At 43.6% G+C, this 20,511-nt stretch carries 14 protein-coding genes; 9 read left to right on the forward strand and 5 right to left on the reverse strand.

The features are described 5' to 3' along the window. Positions 1 to 972 carry a type II secretion system F family protein gene (locus BCU75_RS22840; protein WP_076675721.1) on the forward strand — a complete coding sequence of 324 codons (972 nt, stop codon included), beginning with the start codon at positions 1 to 3 and terminating at the stop codon, positions 970 to 972. Further along, positions 969 to 1,985 (forward strand): tetratricopeptide repeat protein, encoded by a 1,017-nt coding sequence (locus BCU75_RS22845; protein ID WP_102465259.1) that lies wholly within the window; start codon positions 969 to 971, stop codon positions 1,983 to 1,985. Before BCU75_RS22840 ends, BCU75_RS22845 begins: the two co-directional genes overlap by 4 nt. 152 nt (positions 1,986 to 2,137) lie before the next feature. Here BCU75_RS22845 and chrA read toward each other — a convergent pair whose 3' ends face one another. Then, on the reverse strand, positions 2,138 to 3,283 hold the full coding sequence (chrA, locus tag BCU75_RS22850) for a chromate efflux transporter (RefSeq protein ID WP_102475181.1): 1,146 nt from the start codon (positions 3,281 to 3,283) through the stop codon (positions 2,138 to 2,140). Positions 3,284 to 3,383: 100 nt separating this feature from the next. Here chrA and BCU75_RS22855 point away from each other — a divergent pair, with 100 nt between their 5' ends. Beyond that, on the forward strand, positions 3,384 to 4,313 hold the full coding sequence (locus tag BCU75_RS22855; RefSeq protein WP_102475182.1) for a LysR family transcriptional regulator: 930 nt from the start codon (positions 3,384 to 3,386) through the stop codon (positions 4,311 to 4,313). Here the strand turns inward: BCU75_RS22855 and BCU75_RS22860 are convergent. Together BCU75_RS22860 and BCU75_RS22865 are read right to left on the reverse strand one after the other, a co-directional pair. Further along, complete coding sequence (locus BCU75_RS22860) at positions 4,297 to 5,421, reverse strand: phosphatase PAP2 family protein (RefSeq protein WP_102475183.1); 1,125 nt, start codon at positions 5,419 to 5,421, stop codon at positions 4,297 to 4,299. The genes BCU75_RS22855 and BCU75_RS22860 overlap by 17 nt on opposite strands. 287 nt (positions 5,422 to 5,708) lie before the next feature. Further along, the gene (locus tag BCU75_RS22865) at positions 5,709 to 6,776 is read right to left on the reverse strand and encodes a LacI family DNA-binding transcriptional regulator (protein WP_102475184.1); all 1,068 of its coding nucleotides are present in this window, start codon (positions 6,774 to 6,776) and stop codon (positions 5,709 to 5,711) included. A gap of 250 nt (positions 6,777 to 7,026) precedes the next feature. Here BCU75_RS22865 and BCU75_RS22870 point away from each other — a divergent pair, with 250 nt between their 5' ends. Next, positions 7,027 to 9,150 carry an alpha-galactosidase gene (locus tag BCU75_RS22870; protein ID WP_102475185.1) on the forward strand — a complete coding sequence of 708 codons (2,124 nt, stop codon included), beginning with the start codon at positions 7,027 to 7,029 and terminating at the stop codon, positions 9,148 to 9,150. A 101-nt stretch (positions 9,151 to 9,251) separates the two neighbouring features. Continuing rightward, entirely contained in the window at positions 9,252 to 10,946 is a 1,695-nt protein-coding gene (locus tag BCU75_RS22875; RefSeq protein WP_102475186.1) for a solute:sodium symporter family transporter, read from the forward strand. A 92-nt stretch (positions 10,947 to 11,038) separates the two neighbouring features. Here BCU75_RS22875 and BCU75_RS22880 read toward each other — a convergent pair whose 3' ends face one another. Together BCU75_RS22880 and BCU75_RS22885 are read right to left on the reverse strand one after the other, a co-directional pair. Next, complete coding sequence (locus BCU75_RS22880; protein WP_102466073.1) at positions 11,039 to 12,379, reverse strand: MATE family efflux transporter; 1,341 nt, start codon at positions 12,377 to 12,379, stop codon at positions 11,039 to 11,041. 261 nt (positions 12,380 to 12,640) lie between these two features. Then, positions 12,641 to 13,723, reverse strand: a complete 1,083-nt coding sequence (locus tag BCU75_RS22885; RefSeq protein ID WP_076675705.1) for an ABC transporter ATP-binding protein — start codon at positions 13,721 to 13,723, stop codon at positions 12,641 to 12,643. Positions 13,724 to 14,019: 296 nt separating this feature from the next. On the opposite strand from BCU75_RS22885, the gene BCU75_RS22890 reads away from it, so the two are divergent. From BCU75_RS22890 to BCU75_RS22905, 4 genes are all read left to right on the forward strand, one after another. Next, positions 14,020 to 14,940, forward strand: a complete 921-nt coding sequence (locus tag BCU75_RS22890) for a carbohydrate ABC transporter permease (protein ID WP_076675703.1) — start codon at positions 14,020 to 14,022, stop codon at positions 14,938 to 14,940. Further along, entirely contained in the window at positions 14,940 to 15,791 is an 852-nt protein-coding gene (locus BCU75_RS22895) for a carbohydrate ABC transporter permease (protein WP_102475187.1), read from the forward strand. The genes BCU75_RS22890 and BCU75_RS22895 overlap by 1 nt, the downstream gene beginning before the upstream one ends. A gap of 177 nt (positions 15,792 to 15,968) precedes the next feature. Next, positions 15,969 to 17,195: an ABC transporter substrate-binding protein gene (locus BCU75_RS22900; RefSeq protein WP_102466075.1), complete on the forward strand. Its 1,227-nt coding sequence runs from the start codon at positions 15,969 to 15,971 to the stop codon at positions 17,193 to 17,195. Positions 17,196 to 17,356: 161 nt separating this feature from the next. Further along, complete coding sequence (locus BCU75_RS22905) at positions 17,357 to 20,473, forward strand: beta-galactosidase (RefSeq protein ID WP_102475188.1); 3,117 nt, start codon at positions 17,357 to 17,359, stop codon at positions 20,471 to 20,473. Positions 20,474 to 20,511 lie beyond the last annotated feature (38 nt).

Raw genomic sequence — 20,511 nt, forward strand, 5'->3', positions numbered from 1 at the left:
ATGGAATTCTTTGATTTAGAAGTATGGAAACAAACACTCTCTGAGTTCGGTATCACTAGCCAGACTCTGCTTTACGGGATGATTCTGCTGACCACTATGCTACTCACTCTTACTTTAGGGTTTCTTTTTGTTGGTACCCGTTCTCCGTTGGATAAAAAGTTAAAACAGATTTCCGGAGGGAATCATACTAGCAGTCGTAAATCTTATGATTTTACCAATACTTTGGAGTCGCTGACGCCATTCATTGGGCGAGGAAACAAAAAAGATAACGAAACATATTCAGAAAAATTAATGCATGCTGGGTACCATGAAAAGAGCGCACTTTCAGTATTTTATGCCTTCAAGGTACTATCAGCATTAATTGGGTTTGTCTGTGCATTTATGGTGTTTTACTTGGCTATAGGTGGCAGTTACAACAATTTATTGATTGTGACGTGTGTTTTTGTCGGGACGTTCTTCCCCAATTTTGTGTTGAGTAAAATGCAAAAAGAGCGACAAAGAAAAGTAAGAAATGGTGTCCCTGATGCTTTAGACCTTTTAGTTGTTTGTACGGAATCAGGCCTAGGTTTTAATGCTGCGCTAGGGCGTGTCGCTAACGAGTTATACATTTCCCAACCCGAACTTGCTGATGAACTTGATACGGTGTTTGCCAAAATACAAGCTGGTGTCACGATGCCAGACGCTTTGAGTCAACTTGTAGAAAGAACGGGGTTACATGAATTGGATGGCCTTGTTTCTTTGCTCTCACATGCTTCAAGAATGGGGGGGAGTTTAGCTCAGACCTTACGTGACTATACCGAAGATTTTCGAGATAAACGCCAACAAGCAGCAGAAGAAATCGCAGCCAAAATACCCACCAAAATGCTGTTCCCAATGTTGTTATTTATTTGGCCATGTTTTTTTATTGTTGCCCTTGGACCAGGGATGATGATTGTTATGGACGCATTAAGTGCGCCAGGAGTAGGTTTATGATGCGAATGAACAGAATGGTTTTACTTTTACTACCGCTATTGATTCTCGGGTGTGCCTCTTCTGATGAGCCAACTAATCAGTTTGATGCCGAGTTGTATTCGGGTAAGCCAATTGACACTTTAACCAGCGATGATCCACCCGTCAGTGAAAAAGAAGCAATCATGCGTGGTGATGTAGCACTTAGAGACAACAACATCGATCTGGCTCTCTATGAGTACATTCGATCTCTGTCTTTTCCTGAGCAAGAGTTTCACGACAAAACGCTATTTACGATCGGTCGAATTCACTCATCCAGAGGCAATTATGCACTTGCTGAAAAAGCGTATTTGGCGGCATTAGATTTTAACCCAGCACATACTGAAGTGTTGGAGCAACTTGGGGTTCTATACACTAAGCAGCGTCGCACAGATGAAGGACGGAGTTATTTTTTTAAAGCGATAAATGCGGATCAAGTTAGACTGAAGAGCAGTGAAACGACCAAAAATTACCAAGCGCTAAGTCAAAGTGAAGTGGCCAGTTTGAAGGTTGACAGTATGTCTCCTGCATTGGCTTACATGGGGATTGGGGTGTTGGAGGATGTAGAAGGTAAACATCAGATAGCCCAAGAATATTTTAAAAAGTCTCTCACTATCGATAAGACTTCAGTGAAGGCTCTACTGAACATGGGTTACTCCCATTACATGTACGGCAACTACAAAGAAGCGTACCAATACACGCGTTCTGCTTTAGAGATCGAACCTAACAATGAGAAGGCTCAAAACAACCTTGCACTTATTTATTTGGCATCAGGTGATGTGAAAAAAGCAATAAATGTGTTTATGCGTCATATGGATGCGCCGGAAGCTCTGAATAATGTCGGTTACTTTTTAATTATTCAAGGCCGACCTGATGAAGCGATTCCTTACTTGCAACAAGCCATCGACAAAAAACCTTCGTATTACAAAATCGCCAATGAAAACCTAAATCGAGCCTTAGCCGAGGTGAGAGAAATGAAGGAGAGCACACCAATATAGTGTTGTTTTATTAAAAGTTACTCTCCTTATGGTAAATAGCACAAATGAATTAGCCCCTGATGAGTGTCCTTATCAGGGGCCAATTATTTTTCGCTCAGTTAGGTATTTTAGCTTTTAATTACTAGCCGATCTTAATTGCAGATAGATCCTAATTATAAATAGTTAAGCATCGCACCAGCTGCGATAAAGGTACCAACTAAACCTACAATCGGCATCTTCATTGTTTTCAATAGCCACACGCCAACAATGATCAGCGCAAAATCTAAGCCACTACTCACTGCGCTTGTGAAGATGGGTTGATATAACGCTGCCAACAATAAACCGACAACTGCTGCATTCACACCGGTAAGAGCACCAGCCACCAAAGGTTTACTCGCAATTGCCTGCCAGTTCTTCAGTACACCCAGTAGCAGTAAGAAGCCCGGTAAGAACACTGCAATTGTTGCGAGCAGTGCTCCTGTAATCGGTGCCGATGGCATTAACACATAACCGAGGTAAGTAGCTAACGTAAACATCGGGCCGGGAACCGCTTGCGCAGTAGCATAGCCTGTTAGGAAGGTATCTTGAGACAGTTGGTCGCCAATACCATTCTGTAGCAACGGAAGAACCACGTGACCGCCACCGAAGACTAAGCTGCCTGCTTGGTAGAATAAACCAAACACTTCGATGCCTTGAGAATATGCACTGAACAGAGGTAAACCAACCAGTAGTGCTACAAAAATCACTAGCGGTGTTATGGATATCTTATGTGTCGAAGGCGCTGTTTTTAAGCCTTGAGAGGTTAAGAACTTACTGCCAATGATTGCTGCAAATAGAAGTACTAAGATTTGAGGCCAGATCCCAGGAATCAAAAGTAGAACAATCGCGGTGATCACACACAGTGCTGTTGCTACCTTTGATTGGCAAAAGTTTTTGTACATGCCGAAAGTGGCGTCAGCTACAACCACGACCGCGAGTAGTTTAAGTCCGTGGATGATTGAAATGAAAAGCGGTGCTTCTAACAACTGGGTGCTCACTAAGGCCAATATCAACATTAGGATGACAGAAGGGGAGGTGAAGCCTACAAATGCGGCAATCGCACCGGTTAAGCCACCTTTTTTGTAACCAACCGCGAAGCCAACCTGACTTGAGCCTGGACCCGGCAGAAATTGACTGAGGGCGACAATTTGACCGTACTCCTCATCGGATAACCAATTCAGTTTCTCAACAAAGGTTTTACGGAAGTAGCCAATATGTGCCGCTGGTCCACCAAAGCTAATCCAGCCAAGCCAGAAAAAGGTTTTAAAAATTGAAAGCATGATCGATTCCAGATAAATGTTTAGCGTAATTTAGGTGGAGTTAAACTATGATTCAAATTAATTGTTTTAATTGTAACTATGAATAATATGGGATTGATTTGTGGCTGATTTTAACTGGAAAGGAATTGACCTTAACTTATTGATTGCACTGCAAGCTCTATATAAAACAAACAGTGTAAGCAAGGCAGCTGAACGTTGTTATGTCAGCCAATCAGCAATGAGCCATAGCTTACAAAGACTGAGAAAGTTGTTTGATGACCCTTTGTTTGAGCGTGTCGGTAGTAAGATGGAAGCGACCGACCGAGCGATTGAATTATCAAGCACCGTCGATGCGTTGCTTAATACTATTCAATCTGAAGTTCTGTTGTCCAAAAGGTTCGAAGTTGATAGTTATAAAGGCAGCTGGAAGATCGGACTTACCGACTACGCGGAACAGATGTTTGGCCCAATGATCTTCGATTTTATTAAACAAGCTTCGCCAAACTCTCAAGTCGCATTTTTTAACGTTAATCGAACCAATTACCAGCAGGTATTTGAAGAGGCTAAGCTAGATATTGCGATAGGCAGCTTTGGTGAAGTGCCTAAGTTGTATGGCATTGAACATCTCTATACCGAGCAACATGTTTGCTTGCTTGATGCATCCGTTTTGGATGTTGAGCTGCCTATGTCATTACAATCATTTGTTTCTGTGGAGCACGCCTTAGTGTCTCCCTATGGTGCCTTAAAAACGGCAGTTGATATTAAATTGTCTGAGTTGGGCTACACCAGAAAAGTGGCAATCGCATCGAGCAACTTCTTAACGGTAAAGCGATTGATCAGTGGCAGAAAGCTATTGTGTATTGTGCCGAAGTTAGTCGCTAGAAACGCTCCTAATGCCGATAGTTCATTGATAGCCGTTGCCGCGCCGATAGACGTTCCTGATTTTGATATACAGCTTGTTTATCGTAAGGGAAAGCAATTAGACGACAAAAACACTCACTTGAGGAAAGTGATCTCTCAAGCGGTTGAGATTGTCATTGCGGTTGAGTGATTGATGACGAGTTTCTTCTTAGCAAGTAACCGATTAAGTGCCAAAGAGCAACTACCATTAGAGCGCCTATATACCCATCTATTGCGTAGTGCCACGCTAAGTGAACGGACCCAACTTGGACAAAGAAAGCGTAAACCCATGCAATATATCCCCAGTTTTTGTTTAACCGAAATGCGGTCATAGCCATTAACACTGCGATTGTTACATGCAAACTTGGCATGGCGGATATGCCCGTTCCTCTACCTCTTATTCCTGTCACATAGCTATCCCAAAGCATGTCCTGTGCCGATAATGTCCATAAAGAAAATACACTTAGCTCAGTTATTTTATGGTTTTGCATGTCCAGGCGTTGCATTAGCTCGAGATAGAGATCTTGATGATGGAAATGATGAAAGAATACAGGACCTGCAGATGATAATAATGTTGCCATGACGTTCCCAAAAAGAAACCACGACACTAAAAATGTGAGGATAAACTGGTTACGAAGTTGATCATTTTTCCTGTAGACAATGAAAAAAAGTAACATCCCCCACATAAGAAAAAACCACAAGTTGTATAGAAAATTAATCATTAGAGTTGAAGCTGCATTAGGCAGAAAAAAATGCGTAATTTCCCATGGAGATATACCGAAGTGCAGCCACTTGTCTAAGTGATAAAAGGTAAGATCTAAGTTGTATGGATTGAAGTGAGGTATCAGTGATTTTATAAACGTATAACTCGAGAATGAAATATTTAATACGAGCATTAACAGAATAAAATAAATAGGCTTAGATATAGGGAATAGCAGCGATTTTACTTTTTTAATGAATCGTATTGTTGGGCTTTTTTCTCGTTTAAACAATAAATAACAATAGTAATACGTAGCCCAAACCATAAAAGTGACATAGCAAATTGTAATCAAAACATCGATATAGCTATAGATGTCATATTTCATATTCTCGGGAACAAATAGGTTGATGATGAAGGTGAACGGGGCAATGAATGCAACATAATACAAAATCAGTTTGTTTCTTCTGAATTCATGAAGCAAAGACGATAACAAGTTTGATTGTTCTTTTTGAGGAGCGGGTTTGGCGGTGGTCGTCTCTGAATCCATATTGCCCTTCATCAAGATTTCCTATCATGATTAAAGGTTAGTTCATTTGAGCTGGTTTTCTACTTTTAGGCCTTGCCTCTTGCGTAAAAATAAACGAAATAAATCCTTCCATATTTCACAACCCGACTATACTTAATTTACGACTTAAAGCAGTCGTAACGAATAGGCTTTTTGATTTACCTAAGTAAAATAATGGTTATATCCCTATGATATAGCTAAAAAAATACCAGGCTAAACGGACTTAGTTGGTCTTGAAGCGCTAGCTCCCCCTAGCGCTTTTTCTTTTCTTCTTTCAATCTCTATTCCGGTAATAGGATCTGAATTTTCTTCAGGAGTTGTTCTATCTGTTGTTTTTCATAGTGAGCAGTGATCTTAGGTTGACTACTCTCTCTGGGAATCAGTGTGGTTTCAATATGTTGCTGCAGTAGAGCATCTTGTGAGTTGGCGTTGAGCTTTTCTGCAAGTATCACAGCCTGTTGACCTATCTTTGTGAAATCTTGTTTGATTGTGGTGAGAGGTGGGTTAAAGAAAGCACTGTCCTCGATGCCATCAAAGCCGACGACTGCAACCTTTTCTGGTACTGGAATCTGCAGTTCTTGCAGCGCGCGTAAAACCCCTAATGCCATTTGATCACTGGCGACCAGCACAGCATCAAACGGGGTTTGTTTAGCGACAGCGTCTCGAATGCCAAGGTAGCCACTTTGTGCTTGCCAGTTTCCTTGATGCTGAAACTGTATTTGACAGTTTGCATCTGACAACACACTTAACCAACTCTGAAGACGAATTTGTGATGCACTGGATTCATTAGGCCCACTGATCAACAAGTATTCAGAGCGACTATTTTCAATAAGATGTTGAGCTGCCAGTTTTGCTCCCTCTGCATGATCTCCGCATATATAGTTAACTTGGCTGTTAGAAGGGACATCAATGAAGATAAGGTTGAGATTTTGATACTGTTCCACTAACAGCTCAGCGTCGGTACTCTTTAAAGGCACATTCAGAATGATGCTGTCGACCTGTTGGGCGATCAGCTCACGAATGGCTTCGCGGGTGTTGGTGAGGTTCGGTTCTGATACCACTGAAAAAGCGGTTCCATACCCCATATCGTGAGCTTGCATTCGTACGCCATTTGCGATCATTGCTGCGCCGTGTAATGCCATATCGAGAGTCACTAACCCTATGCTGGTGGATTTGGAACGGCTAAGCATTTGAGCGCCTTTATTGGGCACATATCCAAGTTTTTTTATCGCTGCGTTCACTTTGTTTCGAGTGGATTCTGCGACATCTTGTGAGCCGTTGGTTACCCTTGATACTGTTTGAGTTGATACGCCAGCCAGCTTCGCTACATCTTTAAAAGTTACACTCATCATACAATCCATCGAATATTCCCGTCGTTCGATAAGCTTATCTAAATTAGCGAAATGAAACTCGGCTCCCTTTCAAAAAAATGTCATTAAAAACATTAATTTTGTTTCCGAAAACAGTCGATCTTGTGCAAATTTAAGCAATGATTAAGTGCTTTTTGATCACATTATTTAGCCATATTGGTACTAATTTCAATCTTCGGGTTCAGTATTAATCTTAGTTTATGTTTACGAAAACAATATGAGATTGGCTATGAGCGAGTTTATTCATCTAACAAGTAAAAACCACAGTTTGATCATCAAATCGGGTCGTACTACTGAGATTCTGCATTGGGGCGCGAAGATTGCCAGTATTGATGAAGATCTTTTGTTATCAACCGAGAGACCGATCTCCCAAGCGCGCCTTGATGTCGATGTACCGCTTTCTCTATGCCCTGAATTAGGAAGCGGTCATTTTAATGCGCCGGGCATAGAAGGGCACCGTGATGGTTTTGATTGGGCTCCCGTCTTTCATACTGTCCACGTAGAAGCGAATACTAAGCATGGAGAAGGTCAGGTTCAGAAAGCGACCTTTGTGCTAGAAGACACTGTGTCTAAGCTTGAATTGACTGTCGAAATCAAACTGGATTTCGAATCTGATGTGGTCCAAAAACGTGTGACAGTCACTAATAAAGGCGACAATAAATACTACCTGAACAAGCTTTCTTCAACGCTGCCATTACCGAATCATGCTAATGAGCTTATGACGTTCCATGGTCGTTGGTGTCATGAGTTTCAAACGCAACGTCAACGCTTTGAACACGGTGGCTTTATGCAAGAGAACCGTCGTGGCCGCACATCTCACGAGAACTTCCCTGGTATGTTTGTGGGCACGCAAGGTTTCTCTGAACAGAACGGTTTGGTTTGGGGGTTCCATTTAGGTTGGAGTGGCAATCATCAAATGCGTGCTGATGTGCGAAGTGATGGCCGTCGTTTTGTTCAAGCTGGTGAGCTATTACTCGCTGGCGAATCTATTCTGGAATCTCAGGCAAGCTATCAAACACCTTGGTTATATGGTTGTTACAGCAAGTCTGGTTTAAACGGTATTGCTCAACGTTTTCAGCAGTTTGTTCGTGACAACATTATTCAATTCCCTGCCGATAAACCTCGCCCCGTGCATTTAAATACTTGGGAGGGGATCTACTTCGACCATAAACCTGACTACATCATGCAGATGGCAACCGAAGCCAGTGCGATGGGCGTTGAACGATTTATCATTGATGATGGGTGGTTTATCGGTCGTGATGGTGAACGAACGGCATTAGGTGATTGGTACCTAGATGAAGTGAAATACCCAAATGGCTTAGAACCTGTGATTGAACATGTAAACCAGCAAGGCATGGAGTTTGGTCTTTGGGTTGAGCCAGAGATGGTCAGTCAAGACTCTAACCTTTATCGCAACCATCCTGATTGGGTGCTTGGTTTACAAGGTTACCATCAACCCTCAGGCCGTTGGCAATACGTGTTAGACCTACAAAATGAAGACTGCTTTAACTACTTGTTCGAACGCCTCAATACGCTGCTGACTCGATACAACATTACTTACCTTAAATGGGATATGAACCGAGAGTTAGTTCAACCGGGTCACAACGGGAAGGCTGCTGTGCATGGTCAAACTAAAGCGCTATATCGCCTTGTTGATGAGTTGAACCTAGAACACCCAGAAGTCGAGATCGAATCTTGTTCTTCGGGTGGTGGTCGTATCGACTTTGAAATTCTAAAACGAACGCATCGTTTCTGGGCATCGGATTGTAATGATGCCTTAGAGCGCCAAGCCATTCAGAAAGGCATGAGTTACTTCTTCCCTCCCGAAGTGATGGGGGCGCACATAGGCCCAGCAGAATGCCACTCAACCAACCGCCGTCACAGCATCAATATGCGTGGTGTAACCGCACTCATGGGGCACATGGGGGTTGAGCTTGACCCAGTTAAAGAGTCACCTGAAGAGAAACAAGCATTCTCACATTACATTTCACTGCATAAACAGTTCCGTCATGTTTTGCATTCTGGCCGTAGTTTCCGAATGGATCCTTCGGACAAAAATCAGAACATTTATGGCGTTGAAAATGACGATGAAATGTTGATCACCGTGTGCCAATTAGCCATGCCTGAATATGCTCTGCCTTCGCCACTTCGTATTAGTTGCGTTGAAGACAATGCGATGTATCAAGTGAAGTTAGTGGACATGCCACAAACCAGTTTCCAGTTGATGAAACAGCGCCCTCAATGGCTCGATAGAACGTTAACTTTGAGCGGCGATAACCTTAAAGAAATTGGATTGACCTTACCGATTCTAGACCCAGAGTCAGCATTGATTGTTCATCTAAAAAAGATATGAACCACTGACTCTGATCATCCCTACAAATAAAATTCTAAATATAAAAATATAATCGGCAGCGAGGAATTGCTGCCGCAATAACTAAACTTAAGGAAAACAAAATGTCCATTACAGTTCTGCTGTCATTCTTGTTATTTACTGGTTTTGTTGTCGCGTTTACCTACAACAAAGTTAAAAATGACAAGAACACTTCACAAGACGGTTTCTTTCTCGGCGGAAGAAGCTTAACCGGTGGTTTGATTGCCAGCTCCCTTATCTTAACTAACTTGAGCGCGACCAGTTTTGTTGGTATGAGCGCACAAGCTTACACCCACAACATGAGTGTTATGGGTTGGGAGGTGGCATCTGGTGTCACCTTAGTGATTATTGCATTGATGCTAGTACCGCGTTATTTGAAGCAAGGGATTACGACCATTCCTGACTTTTTAGAGAGCCGTTACGACATGTCAGTGAAGAAGTTCGTGACCTTGCTTTTCTTGTGCCAATACGTCATCAATATTTTGCCAACCACACTTTATGCCGGTGCCGTTGTTTTAGGTGAGATTTTTGATGTTCAAGCGTTGTTGAATATTTCAGAATTCAGCTCGATCGCCCTTATTTCGGCGACAATCGGACTACTTGGTTTCTTTTATGCGATTTATGGTGGCCTGAAAGCGGTTGTGATTGCAGATACAATTAATGGTGTGGGCTTAATTGTTGGTGGCTTAATGATCCCTGTATTTGGTTTGATGGCATTGGGTGATGGTAGTTTTGGTGCTGGCTTAGATACACTACTTTATGCTGCGCCAGAGAAACTGCAGTCGGTTGGTACAGAGACCGATCCACTACCGTTCTCAACGCTATTTACTGGTCTACTACTTGTGAACCTTTATTACTGGGGGACGGATCAATCAATCATCCAACGTGCGTTGGGTGCTAAGAACTTAAAAGAAGGTCAAAAAGGGGTAATTCTGGCTGGCGCAATCAAGGTTATCTCACCACTGTTCTTAATCATTCCAGGTATCATTGCTTTTCATATGTTTGGGGCGGATGCGGGTAATCCAGACACCATGTATACGCGCTTGGTAAACGAAGTGTTGCCTAAACCATTAGTCGGTTTCTTTGTCGCAGTTATGTTTGGTGCCATCCTAAGTACCTTCAACGGTGTATTGAACAGCTCTACGACGTTATTTGCATTGAACGTATACAAGCCTTTGTTTGGTCAAGGTAAAACGGATGAAGAGTTGGTGGATAAAGGTCGTATATTTGGCGTTGTGATTGCCATCATTTCTGTCTGTATTGCACCTTTCATCATGTATGCACCGGAAGGTTTGTTCCAATACCTACAGATGGTGGCGGGTTTCTTTAGTGTGCCAATCTTTACTATCGTGTTTGTTGGTTATGTCTCTAAGCGTGTGCCTGCCTTAGCTGCAAAAGTCGCGTTGGCGGTATTTGTAAGCTCATACGCTGCAATGCAGTTAGTCTTCAAAACGCCAATTCACTTTTTACACCAGTTAGCGATTCTGTTTGTTGTGTGTACGACATTGATGTTCATCATTGGTCATTTCATGCCACGTGAAGACGATTACGTCATGCCTGTGAATGAAAGCATTGATGTTACGCCTTGGGAGTTCCGCTTTGAAGCTTCAGCGATCATTCTTTACATGGTGCTAGGTGCTTACGTGATGTTCTCTGATGTCGGTTTTGTCTCTGATGATCCAACCATCATGCAAGTCTACGGTGTATGTGGCATTGTGATGTTGTTCGGGATTGTGGCTCGCTTAGCAAAGCGTAAGAAAGCACTTGCGACAGCGTAGTGAGTTCGAATAATTAAAATGAAAACGCCGCTCCTTGGAAATAGGGAGCGGCGTTTTTCGGTCTTATGAAGATAAACGTAAGGCTAAACGTTCTAGAACGAGAATCGAGTCCATTTCTTTGCTCGCCAACGATACGCCATGATGATTCCTCTGAACCATTCGTCCATAGCGATAGCCATCCACGCGCCAAACACACCATAACCCCAATGTACGCCAAGCAAGTAACTCATAGCGACGCCAATCCCCCACATGCTAAGTATGCCCATCTTGACTGGAAACTTTATGTCGCCCGTCGCTTTTAGACATGAGATGAAGATCAGATTAAATACACGGCCAGCTTCTAACAAGATTGAACCCGCAATGAGCATTGCGGCAAGGGCGATGATTTCAGGATCTTGAGTGAACAGATCTAGGATTTCGAAGCGGAACAGGTAGACCATACAAGTAATGCTAGTCGAGGCGATAAAGCCAACCACAAAGTAACGTTGTACACGGCTCGTTATTTCGTCTACCCAACCTTTACCGATGTAGTAACCCGTTTGAATTTGGCTACCTTGACCAATGGCTAAAGCAAACGCAAAAGAGAGGCGAGCAATGTTTTGTGCATAAGTAAATGCAGCTAATGATGAGGTACCCATTTGCACAATAAAGAAGGTAATCGTGATTTGCGCCATGTTGTAAGAGAGCACCTCGCCAGCGTTCATCGAGCCGATCTTAATGATTTTTTGATAGATAGATTTAGGCACTGATTGGAACTGCTTGAGAGGTAACTTTATGTCCTTGCTTCTTACGACACCAACTAAGATTAGTAGACCAATGGTTTGGCTAATGACAGTTGCCGTAGCAACCCCTTGTACACCGTATACTGGTAAACCAAAAGGTTGATATAGCGCGCAGTAGTTACCAAACACATTGATAACACCGGCTATTAGGTTGATGACCATTGGTGACTTAGAGTAGCCATGGCTGCGCAGAATCGTCGTTAGCACAACGCCAATCGTCACGTTGAAGGTGAGGGCACCACTGATAAATAGGTACTCTTGAGCGTATTGTTCAACTTGCGCTTCAAGTTGATAAAGCGGGATAAAATACTCTGCACCAAGAACCGCAATAATACTGAGCAATACGCCAGTAATAATGGCTAAGATAATGCTCGCCACGCCCACATGAGCGCTTTCTTCATCGCGAGATGCACCATTATACTGTGCGATTAATATGCCTGTTCCGCTACTGACCATGGTCGAGACGATGATCAGAAAAAAGGATATCTGAGAGATAACACCAACGGCAGACACGGCTTTGTCTGAGTATCCCGATAACATGAATACATCACTGGTATTAAGGGCTGTTCTTAATAGAACTTCGATAAAAATAGGCCAAGTGAGCGCAACGATTCCCATGCGTTTATTTAGGGTGGAATCAGCAGTAGGCATTTAGGTTTTCTCAAAAAAAAGGTAGGCGACACTATAGTTTAGCCATTATTGAGTAAACGACTATCAAATTAATGTCCGGATAGCGGTTAAGGATAAAGAAAGTTTAAATAAGTTCGTTTACCCACAATCTTGACCGTGATTGATGAAACTTCTGAGAAAGTTTCATAAAGATATCGAACCAGAAGGAAGGTACTTTGCAGATAAGGGTTAAAGTAAAGCTGGTGTTGTCCACCAGCTTAATATGTTTCTGTATTCTTTGATTTAGTTGATTCTCTGCCCTTCGACATCAAACAGGTGGCAATCTTTTGATGAGAAATTTAGATTTAGAGATTGATAACGTGTGACTTCTTGATCGCCGGGTAAATGAACTTTAAAGCTGTCTACGCCACAAGACTGACCAAACATATAGGTACTGTTTCCTAGCCTTTCTACGACTTCACTCTGGAACTCAATGCTGATATCTGACTCGCCGTTGATCTCTAAGTGTTCTGGTCGAATACCAAGAGTCAGCTTTTGGCCTTCGGCTAGGCCATCACCTGGTATTGGCAGAATGATTTTACTTAGGCCATTAACGGTTAGTTCAGCGTGTGTTTCCGAGGTGTTATTCACCACACATGGTAAGAAGTTCATTTTTGGGGAACCGATAAAGCCTGCCACAAACTCATTTTGTGGAGAGTGATACAGTTCGAGTGGAGAACCGACTTGTTCGACTCGACCGTCTCTCAGTACTACGATCTTGTCAGCAAGTGTCATGGCTTCTACCTGATCGTGCGTAACGTAAATCATAGTGTTTTGCAGATCTTGGTGTAATTTGGCGATTTGTAAGCGCATGTCGACACGAAGTTCAGCATCTAAGTTTGATAAAGGCTCGTCGAATAAGAACACTCTTGGGTTGCGAACAATTGCTCGACCGATAGCAACACGCTGACGTTGTCCACCTGACAGTTCTTTAGGTTTTCGCTTCAATAAAGGCTCTAGTTGAAGCGTTTTCGCTGCACTAGTGACCTGCTTCTCTACGGTTTCTTTGGCAACACCGTTCATTTTAAGGCCAAAGCCCATGTTTTCTTCAACGGTCATGTGAGGGTAGAGTGCGTAGGATTGGAATACCATTGCCACGCCACGCTCGGCAGGATCAACATCGTTAACAAGATCATCACCAATATGGATCTCACCTTCAGTAATCTCTTCCAAGCCAGCAACTAAGCGTAAGAGGGTTGATTTACCGCAACCAGACGGCCCAACGAATACTACGAATTCGCCGTTAGTTATTTCTAGATCAACACCATGGATCGTTTGAACATCACCATATCGTTTGATGACCTGTTTTAAGCTGATATCAGCCATGCTCTCTCCTTGCTTCGTTGGACTACATCACTTTGCCTTTAAAACATACGCTCTCATCAGAAATTTGTTAGATGCCTCGGGTAAATTATTGATCCCGGTCATACAAATTTTACAATTCATACTGATTTTTGTGGAAACGTTTACAAAATTAGAACATAACTGTGCGTAATGTTATCAATAAGCCTAATATTTGAACGTAATCACCATAAATGCTGAGTTGCTAGATTAAATTTAGAAATCTAGGTGGAAATTTATCAAATAGTAAATGAAGCTTTGAATACAAGGAATTCCGGGAAATGGAGCAATCTGTGAAAACGATATACCCAGAAAATCGCATCCCATCGGCCAAGAAGAAAAGACGTATTAGTTCTAAGGTATCGCCTTGGTTGTTCTTGGCACCTGCTATCGCCATCTTTTCTCTCTATGTTGTTTATCCAATTTTGGACAGCATTTGGCTCAGTTTCTTTGAGTGGGACGGGCTAGGTGAGAAAGAGTGGGTAGGGCTTGAGAACTATCGCGAACTGTTTGACTCAGATGCGTTCTACACTTCCTTAACGAATAATTTCCTTTGGTTGATATTCTTTATGCTCGCGCCACCTTGTGGCTTGGCGATTGCCCTTTTCTTAAACCAACAAGTGAAAGGCATTCGTGTCGTTAAATCCTTATTTTTCTTCCCCTTTGTTATCTCTCAAGTGGTGGTTGGACTCGTATTTTCTTGGTTCTATGACCCGTCATTCGGTCTTTTTAACATGGTATTGGGTGCGTTCGGTTTTGAGCCTGTGTCAATACTCGCGGACGAAGACTATGTGACCTACGGAATCATTGCTGCTGGCCTATGGCCACAAATCTCTTACTGCATGATCTTGTATCTCACTGGGTTGAACAATCTCGACCCAGAGCAATTAGAAGCGGCGCGACTGGATGGCGCAAAAAAGTGGCGCATGCTCTGGTATGTGGTTCTTCCTCAACTAAGACCAGCGACGTTTATTGCTGTAGTAGTGACCGTGATAGGTGCCCTGCGCTCTTTCGATTTAGTGGCAACCATGACGGCTGGTGGACCTTGGGGAAGCTCGACGGTACTGGCGTATCAAATGTATGAAGAGTCTATTTTTAACTATCGAATGGGTTACGGTGCGGCGGTTTCTGTGGTGCTGTTTCTGATTATGGATATCTATATCGCTTACTTCTTGTGGCGCATGTTAAGGAGTGAAAAATAATGTTTCCGCAACCACTTCAAAAAGCCGGTCGCTTTACTAATATCAGTTACCGAGTCGCGTTACCTATCTCGATCGTAATGTGGTTGTTACCTCTTATTGCCGTGATGATGACGTCGATTCGTTCGATGGATGACATCAACAAAGGTAATTACTGGGGCTGGCCGAGCGAGATTCAGTTCATTGAAAACTACACCCAAGTTTTTACCTCGACCTCGATGGGGCAGTATTTAATCAATAGCTTGATCATCACGCTGCCAGCGGTCGCAGGTGCTGTCGCACTCTCGACTCTGGCCGGGTACGCCTTAGCGAAATACAACTTCAAAGCCAATGTGTGGATCTTTGCGATGTTCATTGCGGGCAACTTTGTTCCGTTCCAAATCTTGATGATTCCAGTACGTGATTTAACGATTGGACTTGGCCTTTACGATACTCATTGGGCGCTGATTTTCTTCCATATCGCTTTCCAAGCCGGTTTTTGTACCTTGTTCATGCGGAACTTTATTGTGGGTATTCCCGATGCGTTGATTGAAGCGGCGCGAGTGGAGGGCGTTAGTGAATGGAAAATATTTTGGCATGTGGTGCTGCCTTTAGTACGCCCTGCATTAGCTGCTCTAGCCGTGTTGGTGTTTACCTTTATTTGGAATGACTTCTTCTGGGCGTTGGTATTGGTTCAGAGTGATGACGTTCGCCCAGTAACCGCGGGGCTTAGTTCACTGCAAGGCCAGTGGTTGGCGTCTTGGCAGTTTATGTCTGCCGGAGCGGTCGTAGCTGCCATTCCGCCCGTAGTGCTGTTCTTCACTATGCAGAAACACTTTATTGCTGGCCTGACATTAGGCGCGACTAAAGGGTAAGCAACGAGATAATAATCAATACAACAACCTAGCAATAGCGGTTGATTTAAGCCGTTATTGCTGACGATATCCCGAATGGATGAACCATTGAAGAGTAACTAAAACACGAACAACCCTACGAGACAAAACAATAATAATTGGACTTAGTGAGCTTAGCTCTATAACAAGGACCTCAATATGAAATACGTGAAACATATCGCTGCTACGGCAGTGCTTGCTGCCTCCGTTTCTACAACAGCGTTTGCAGGAACCTTAGTCATCAACTCTGATGCTTCTGATCCAGCGCCCAAAGAAGCGTGGGGTGAGATCATCAATCGCTTTGAAAAAGAAAACCCAGATATTACGGTCAAGTACAACTTGTACGATCATGAGTCGTACAAAACAACGATTCGTAATTGGTTGGTCACTTCGCCGCCAGATGTGGTTTTTTGGTATGCGGGTAACCGAATGAAAGCATTCGTTGACCGTGGCTTGTTCGAAGACGTGAGTGACATTTGGACTGACAACAATATGAAGCAAGATTTTGCGTCAGCCGCACCTGCAATGACGGTGAACGGCAAGCAATTTGGTGTGCCATACACGTATTATCAATGGGGTATCTACTACCGCAAAGACATCTTTGAGCAGTATGGAATTGCTGAACCTAAAACATGGGATGATCTTAAATCGGCATCTGCAACGCTTAAAGAAAATGGGGTTGCACCGTTTGCGATTGGTACTAAGTACTTGTGGACTGCCGCGGGTTGGTTTGATTACATCAACATGCGTACCAACGGCTTGGATTTCCACATTCAATTGATGGAAGGCAAGGTGCCTTATTCTGATGAGCGTGTGAAGAAAACGTTCGCTAACTGGGCAGAGCTTGTTGAGCCTGGTTACTATCTAGAAAATCACGCCTCTTATTCATGGCAAGAAGCTCAGCCTTTCTTGTACAACGGTAAAGCGGCGATGTACCTAATGGGTAATTTCATTACGCCAAACTTCCCTGCTGAATTAGATGGCAAGATGGACTTCTTCCAATTCCCAGTGATCGATCCAAGTGTTCCTATGTCTGAAGATGCGCCAATGGATACGTTACACATTCCTTCTAAAGCGAAAAACAAGGAAGATGCTCGTAAGTTCCTAGAATTTGTTGCGCGTGCGGAAAATCAGCAACTCATCAATGAGATGCTGCTACAGATCCCGACCAACAATAAAGCCAAAGCGAAGTCAGACCCGTTCTTAGATAAAGGCGTAGCAATGCTGGCTTCTACCGAGGGCACGGCTCAGTTCTATGACCGAGACACCGATCCCGCGATGGCTAAAGAAGGCATGAAGGGCTTCCAAGAGTTTATGGTTCACCCTGATCGAATCGAAAAAATCTTGAAGAAACTCGATAAGGTGAGTAAACGCGCCTTTAAGTAATACTCCAATAGCTGCAGCTGTTCTGGCTGCGGCTTTTCTTTCTTCTCTCAGGGATTATTGCTAGTGCTGTTTCGTTGGCGTTCGTATTGTTTGAACGTAATGGGGCGCTGAGCATCACTTGCAATGATTCACGTTGAATGGCTTTTGGCAAGGAACACTTCATGAGAACTTTCTCTCAAATCATATCTGCCCGTGAGTGGGAAAATCAACACATCACCCATCACAATGTCATTGAGGCTCATGCTCCTTTGAATGGTTACACCTCGTTGGCTGAGGCTGTGACGAAGAACTCGTCGAATACCTTGTCTCTCAATGGGGTTTGGAAGTTTCAGCTGTTCGATTCACCAGAGTTGGTCAGTGAAGAGGTTGTGTCTGAGCATTTTGATGACTCGATATGGGAGTCGATAGTGGTGCCAAGCAACTGGCAAATGCAAGGCTTTGATAAACCTATCTATACCAATGTGAAATATCCTTTTGCTGATAACCCTCCTTTCGTCCCTAGCGATAACCCGACAGGGCTCTACCGAACGCGTTTTAATTGCACGGAACAGGAGTTATTAGACACTCATAGGCTGACCTTCGACGGTGTGAATTCTGCATTTCATTTGTGGTGTAACGGGAAGTGGGTTGGCTATTCGCAAGACAGTCGATTACCGGCTGAATTTGACGTGTCTGAATACTTACAAGCAGGCGAGAACACGCTCGTAGTCATGGTGCTGCGTTGGTCGGATGGTTCTTATCTTGAAGACCAAGATATGTGGTGGCTCAGCGGTATCTTCCGTGATGTGACTTTATTGAGAAAACCCAAGGTCGCAATTGAAGATGTTGGTATTGAGACTCAGCTAGATGCTTGCTATCGCGATGCGGTTTTAAAGGTTTCAGCGAAAATAACCAAGCACAGTAACGAGTTAGAAAGCTACTATAAGTTAAGATCTGAACTTTATGATGCTCAAGGGCTGTTGGTTTGCGAACCTCATATTGTGGGTTTTGGTGAGCGCTATGTTGATGAAAAAGGACCTTGGTCTGAAGTCGCTGAACACAGTATTTCAGTTGCGAATCCGAACAAGTGGAGTGCCGAGTCACCTTACCTATATCGTTGCGTGGTGTCATTGCTAAATGAACATGATGAGCTTGTCGATTGTGAGGCTCACGATGTCGGCTTTCGAGCTGTTGAGATCAGTGATGGTTTGTTAAAGCTCAACGGAAAGCCTTTGCTGATTCGTGGTGTGAATCGCCATGAACATCACCCTGAATTGGGTCACACCATGACTCGTGAAGGGATGATTCAAGACATCAAGTTACTTAAGCAAAATAACTTCAATGCCGTTAGAACCGCCCATTATCCGAATCATCCATTGTGGTATGAGCTATGTGATGAGTATGGTCTGTATCTGGTTGATGAAGCGAATGTGGAAACCCATGGTCAGTTTCCGATGTGTCGACTGTCCAATGACTCGTCGTGGTTGAATGCGTACATGAGGCGCATGACAAGGTTAGTGGAGCGCGATAAAAACCACGCCAGCGTGATCATTTGGTCGCTAGGCAATGAGTCGGGGATTGGTCGAAATCACCATGCGATGTATCAATGGGTGAAACAAACTGATCCAACTCGTCCCGTTCAGTATGAAGGTGGCGGGGCTGATACAGCCGCGACCGACATTTTATGCCCAATGTATGCACGGGTTGATTGGGATTTACCTGTGGTTGAGAGTCAACCTGAGGTGACACCTCGCGTCGGTATTCGCAAAGCCATCGCTCTGCCTAATGAGCACCGCCCTCTTATTCTCTGTGAGTACGCCCATGCAATGGGTAACAGTCTGGGTAGCTTTGATAAATACTGGCAAGCGTTTAGAGACAACCCAAGATTACAGGGCGGTTTTATCTGGGATTGGGTCGATCAAGGAATTACCAAAACCGATTCAAACGGCAAACAGTATTGGGGATACGGTGGTGATTTCGGTGACGAGATTAATGATCGCCAGTTCTGTATTAATGGTTTGGTATTCCCAGACAGATCGGTGCATCCAACGCTGCATGAAGTGAAAAAAGCGCAACAGTTTTACCAATTCAAGCTAGTTTCTGCATCACCATTAGTGATCGAGATTACCAGTGAGTATTTATTTGATGCTGAGTCTGTCGAAACGCTTAATTGGAATATCACTCAAGATGGAATTGTTCAATGTCATGGCAGTATTGAACTGCTTGTTGAAGCTCAATCCAGTGTGCAGATCGAGCTTAATGGTGTGACTATTCCGAATACGGCCAACGCGCTTAATTACTTCAATCTAGAAGTGGTGTTAAATGCCGATACGGCTTGGGCGGGTAAAGGTCATGTGACGGCGATTGAACAGCTGAGCCTGCCCACTCAGCCGCAATTAATGTTGGATGCCAACCTTTCACAATACCCACCGAAAGTGATTGAAACCGACACGTTGCTGACAGTGATTGGCGATGCTTATCAGGTAGAGTTTGACAGATTATCTGGAACATTAGAGAGCTGGAAAATAAAAGGGGTGGAACAACTTGCCAGTGGCCTTAGAGATAACTTTTGTCGCGCACCATTAGACAACGATATTGGTGTCAGTGAAGCCAACCGAGTCGATCCCAATTCATGGATAGCACGTTGGCAGGCGATGAGGTTAGATAGGCTCACTCCTGAGTGCATCGAATTTTCATGCATCAGTCAGAAAAACGGGGTGTCGGTGACAGCAAGAATTGCTCATGCAGTAGAAGAGCAGGTTCGTTTGTTGTCGACTTGGCAGTATCAATTGTTTGCCGATGGTGAGGTCGAATTAAATGTGGAAGTACAGGCGGCGAAAGGCTTGCCGTCTTTACCTCGAGTGGGGTTAACATTTGGATTGAAAAACGTCCCTGATGGCGTGAGTTGGTTCGGTCGCGGACCTCATGAAAATTACCCAGACCGAAAGATATCAGCACATATGGGGCGATATCAGCAGAGCATTGAGCAAATGCACACTCCTTATATTTTCCCTTCAGACAGCGGCTTACGTTCTGATGTTCGTGAGGCAAAGATTGGTAAATTTGAACTGAAAGGAGACTTCCACTTTTCTGTCAGTCGATTTGGGTTACTGCAGTTACAAAAGGCAAAACACACTTGTGATTTAGTAGAAAAACAACAACTGTTTGTGAACGTCGATGGCTTTCATATGGGAGTCGGCGGCGATGATTCCTGGACGCCAAGCGTGCATGATGAGTTCAAGCTATTGAAAGAGTATTATCATTATCAGGTGCGTTTTTATTGTGGTAACAATGGTTAAAGTACAGAGAATAGAGTAAAAAGATCATAGTAGGCCAA

This window comes from Vibrio splendidus, assembly GCF_002873455.1.
In the GTDB taxonomy this organism is placed as follows: domain Bacteria; phylum Pseudomonadota; class Gammaproteobacteria; order Enterobacterales; family Vibrionaceae; genus Vibrio; species Vibrio splendidus_J.

Excerpts from the sequence above, each read along its gene's own strand:
- BCU75_RS22840 (WP_076675721.1), top strand. The coding sequence starts at position 1 with ATGGAATTCTTTGATTTAGAAGTATGGAAACAAACACTCTCTGAGTTC.
- BCU75_RS22845 (WP_102465259.1), top strand. The coding sequence starts at position 969 with ATGATGCGAATGAACAGAATGGTTTTACTTTTACTACCGCTATTGATT.
- chrA (WP_102475181.1), bottom strand. The coding sequence starts at position 3,283 with ATGCTTTCAATTTTTAAAACCTTTTTCTGGCTTGGCTGGATTAGCTTT.
- BCU75_RS22860 (WP_102475183.1), bottom strand. The coding sequence starts at position 5,421 with ATGAAGGGCAATATGGATTCAGAGACGACCACCGCCAAACCCGCTCCT.
- BCU75_RS22865 (WP_102475184.1), bottom strand. The coding sequence starts at position 6,776 with ATGAGTGTAACTTTTAAAGATGTAGCGAAGCTGGCTGGCGTATCAACT.
- BCU75_RS22870 (WP_102475185.1), top strand. The coding sequence starts at position 7,027 with ATGAGCGAGTTTATTCATCTAACAAGTAAAAACCACAGTTTGATCATC.
- BCU75_RS22875 (WP_102475186.1), top strand. The coding sequence starts at position 9,252 with ATGTCCATTACAGTTCTGCTGTCATTCTTGTTATTTACTGGTTTTGTT.
- BCU75_RS22880 (WP_102466073.1), bottom strand. The coding sequence starts at position 12,379 with ATGCCTACTGCTGATTCCACCCTAAATAAACGCATGGGAATCGTTGCG.
- BCU75_RS22885 (WP_076675705.1), bottom strand. The coding sequence starts at position 13,723 with ATGGCTGATATCAGCTTAAAACAGGTCATCAAACGATATGGTGATGTT.
- BCU75_RS22890 (WP_076675703.1), top strand. The coding sequence starts at position 14,020 with ATGGAGCAATCTGTGAAAACGATATACCCAGAAAATCGCATCCCATCG.
- BCU75_RS22895 (WP_102475187.1), top strand. The coding sequence starts at position 14,940 with ATGTTTCCGCAACCACTTCAAAAAGCCGGTCGCTTTACTAATATCAGT.
- BCU75_RS22900 (WP_102466075.1), top strand. The coding sequence starts at position 15,969 with ATGAAATACGTGAAACATATCGCTGCTACGGCAGTGCTTGCTGCCTCC.
- BCU75_RS22905 (WP_102475188.1), top strand. The coding sequence starts at position 17,357 with ATGAGAACTTTCTCTCAAATCATATCTGCCCGTGAGTGGGAAAATCAA.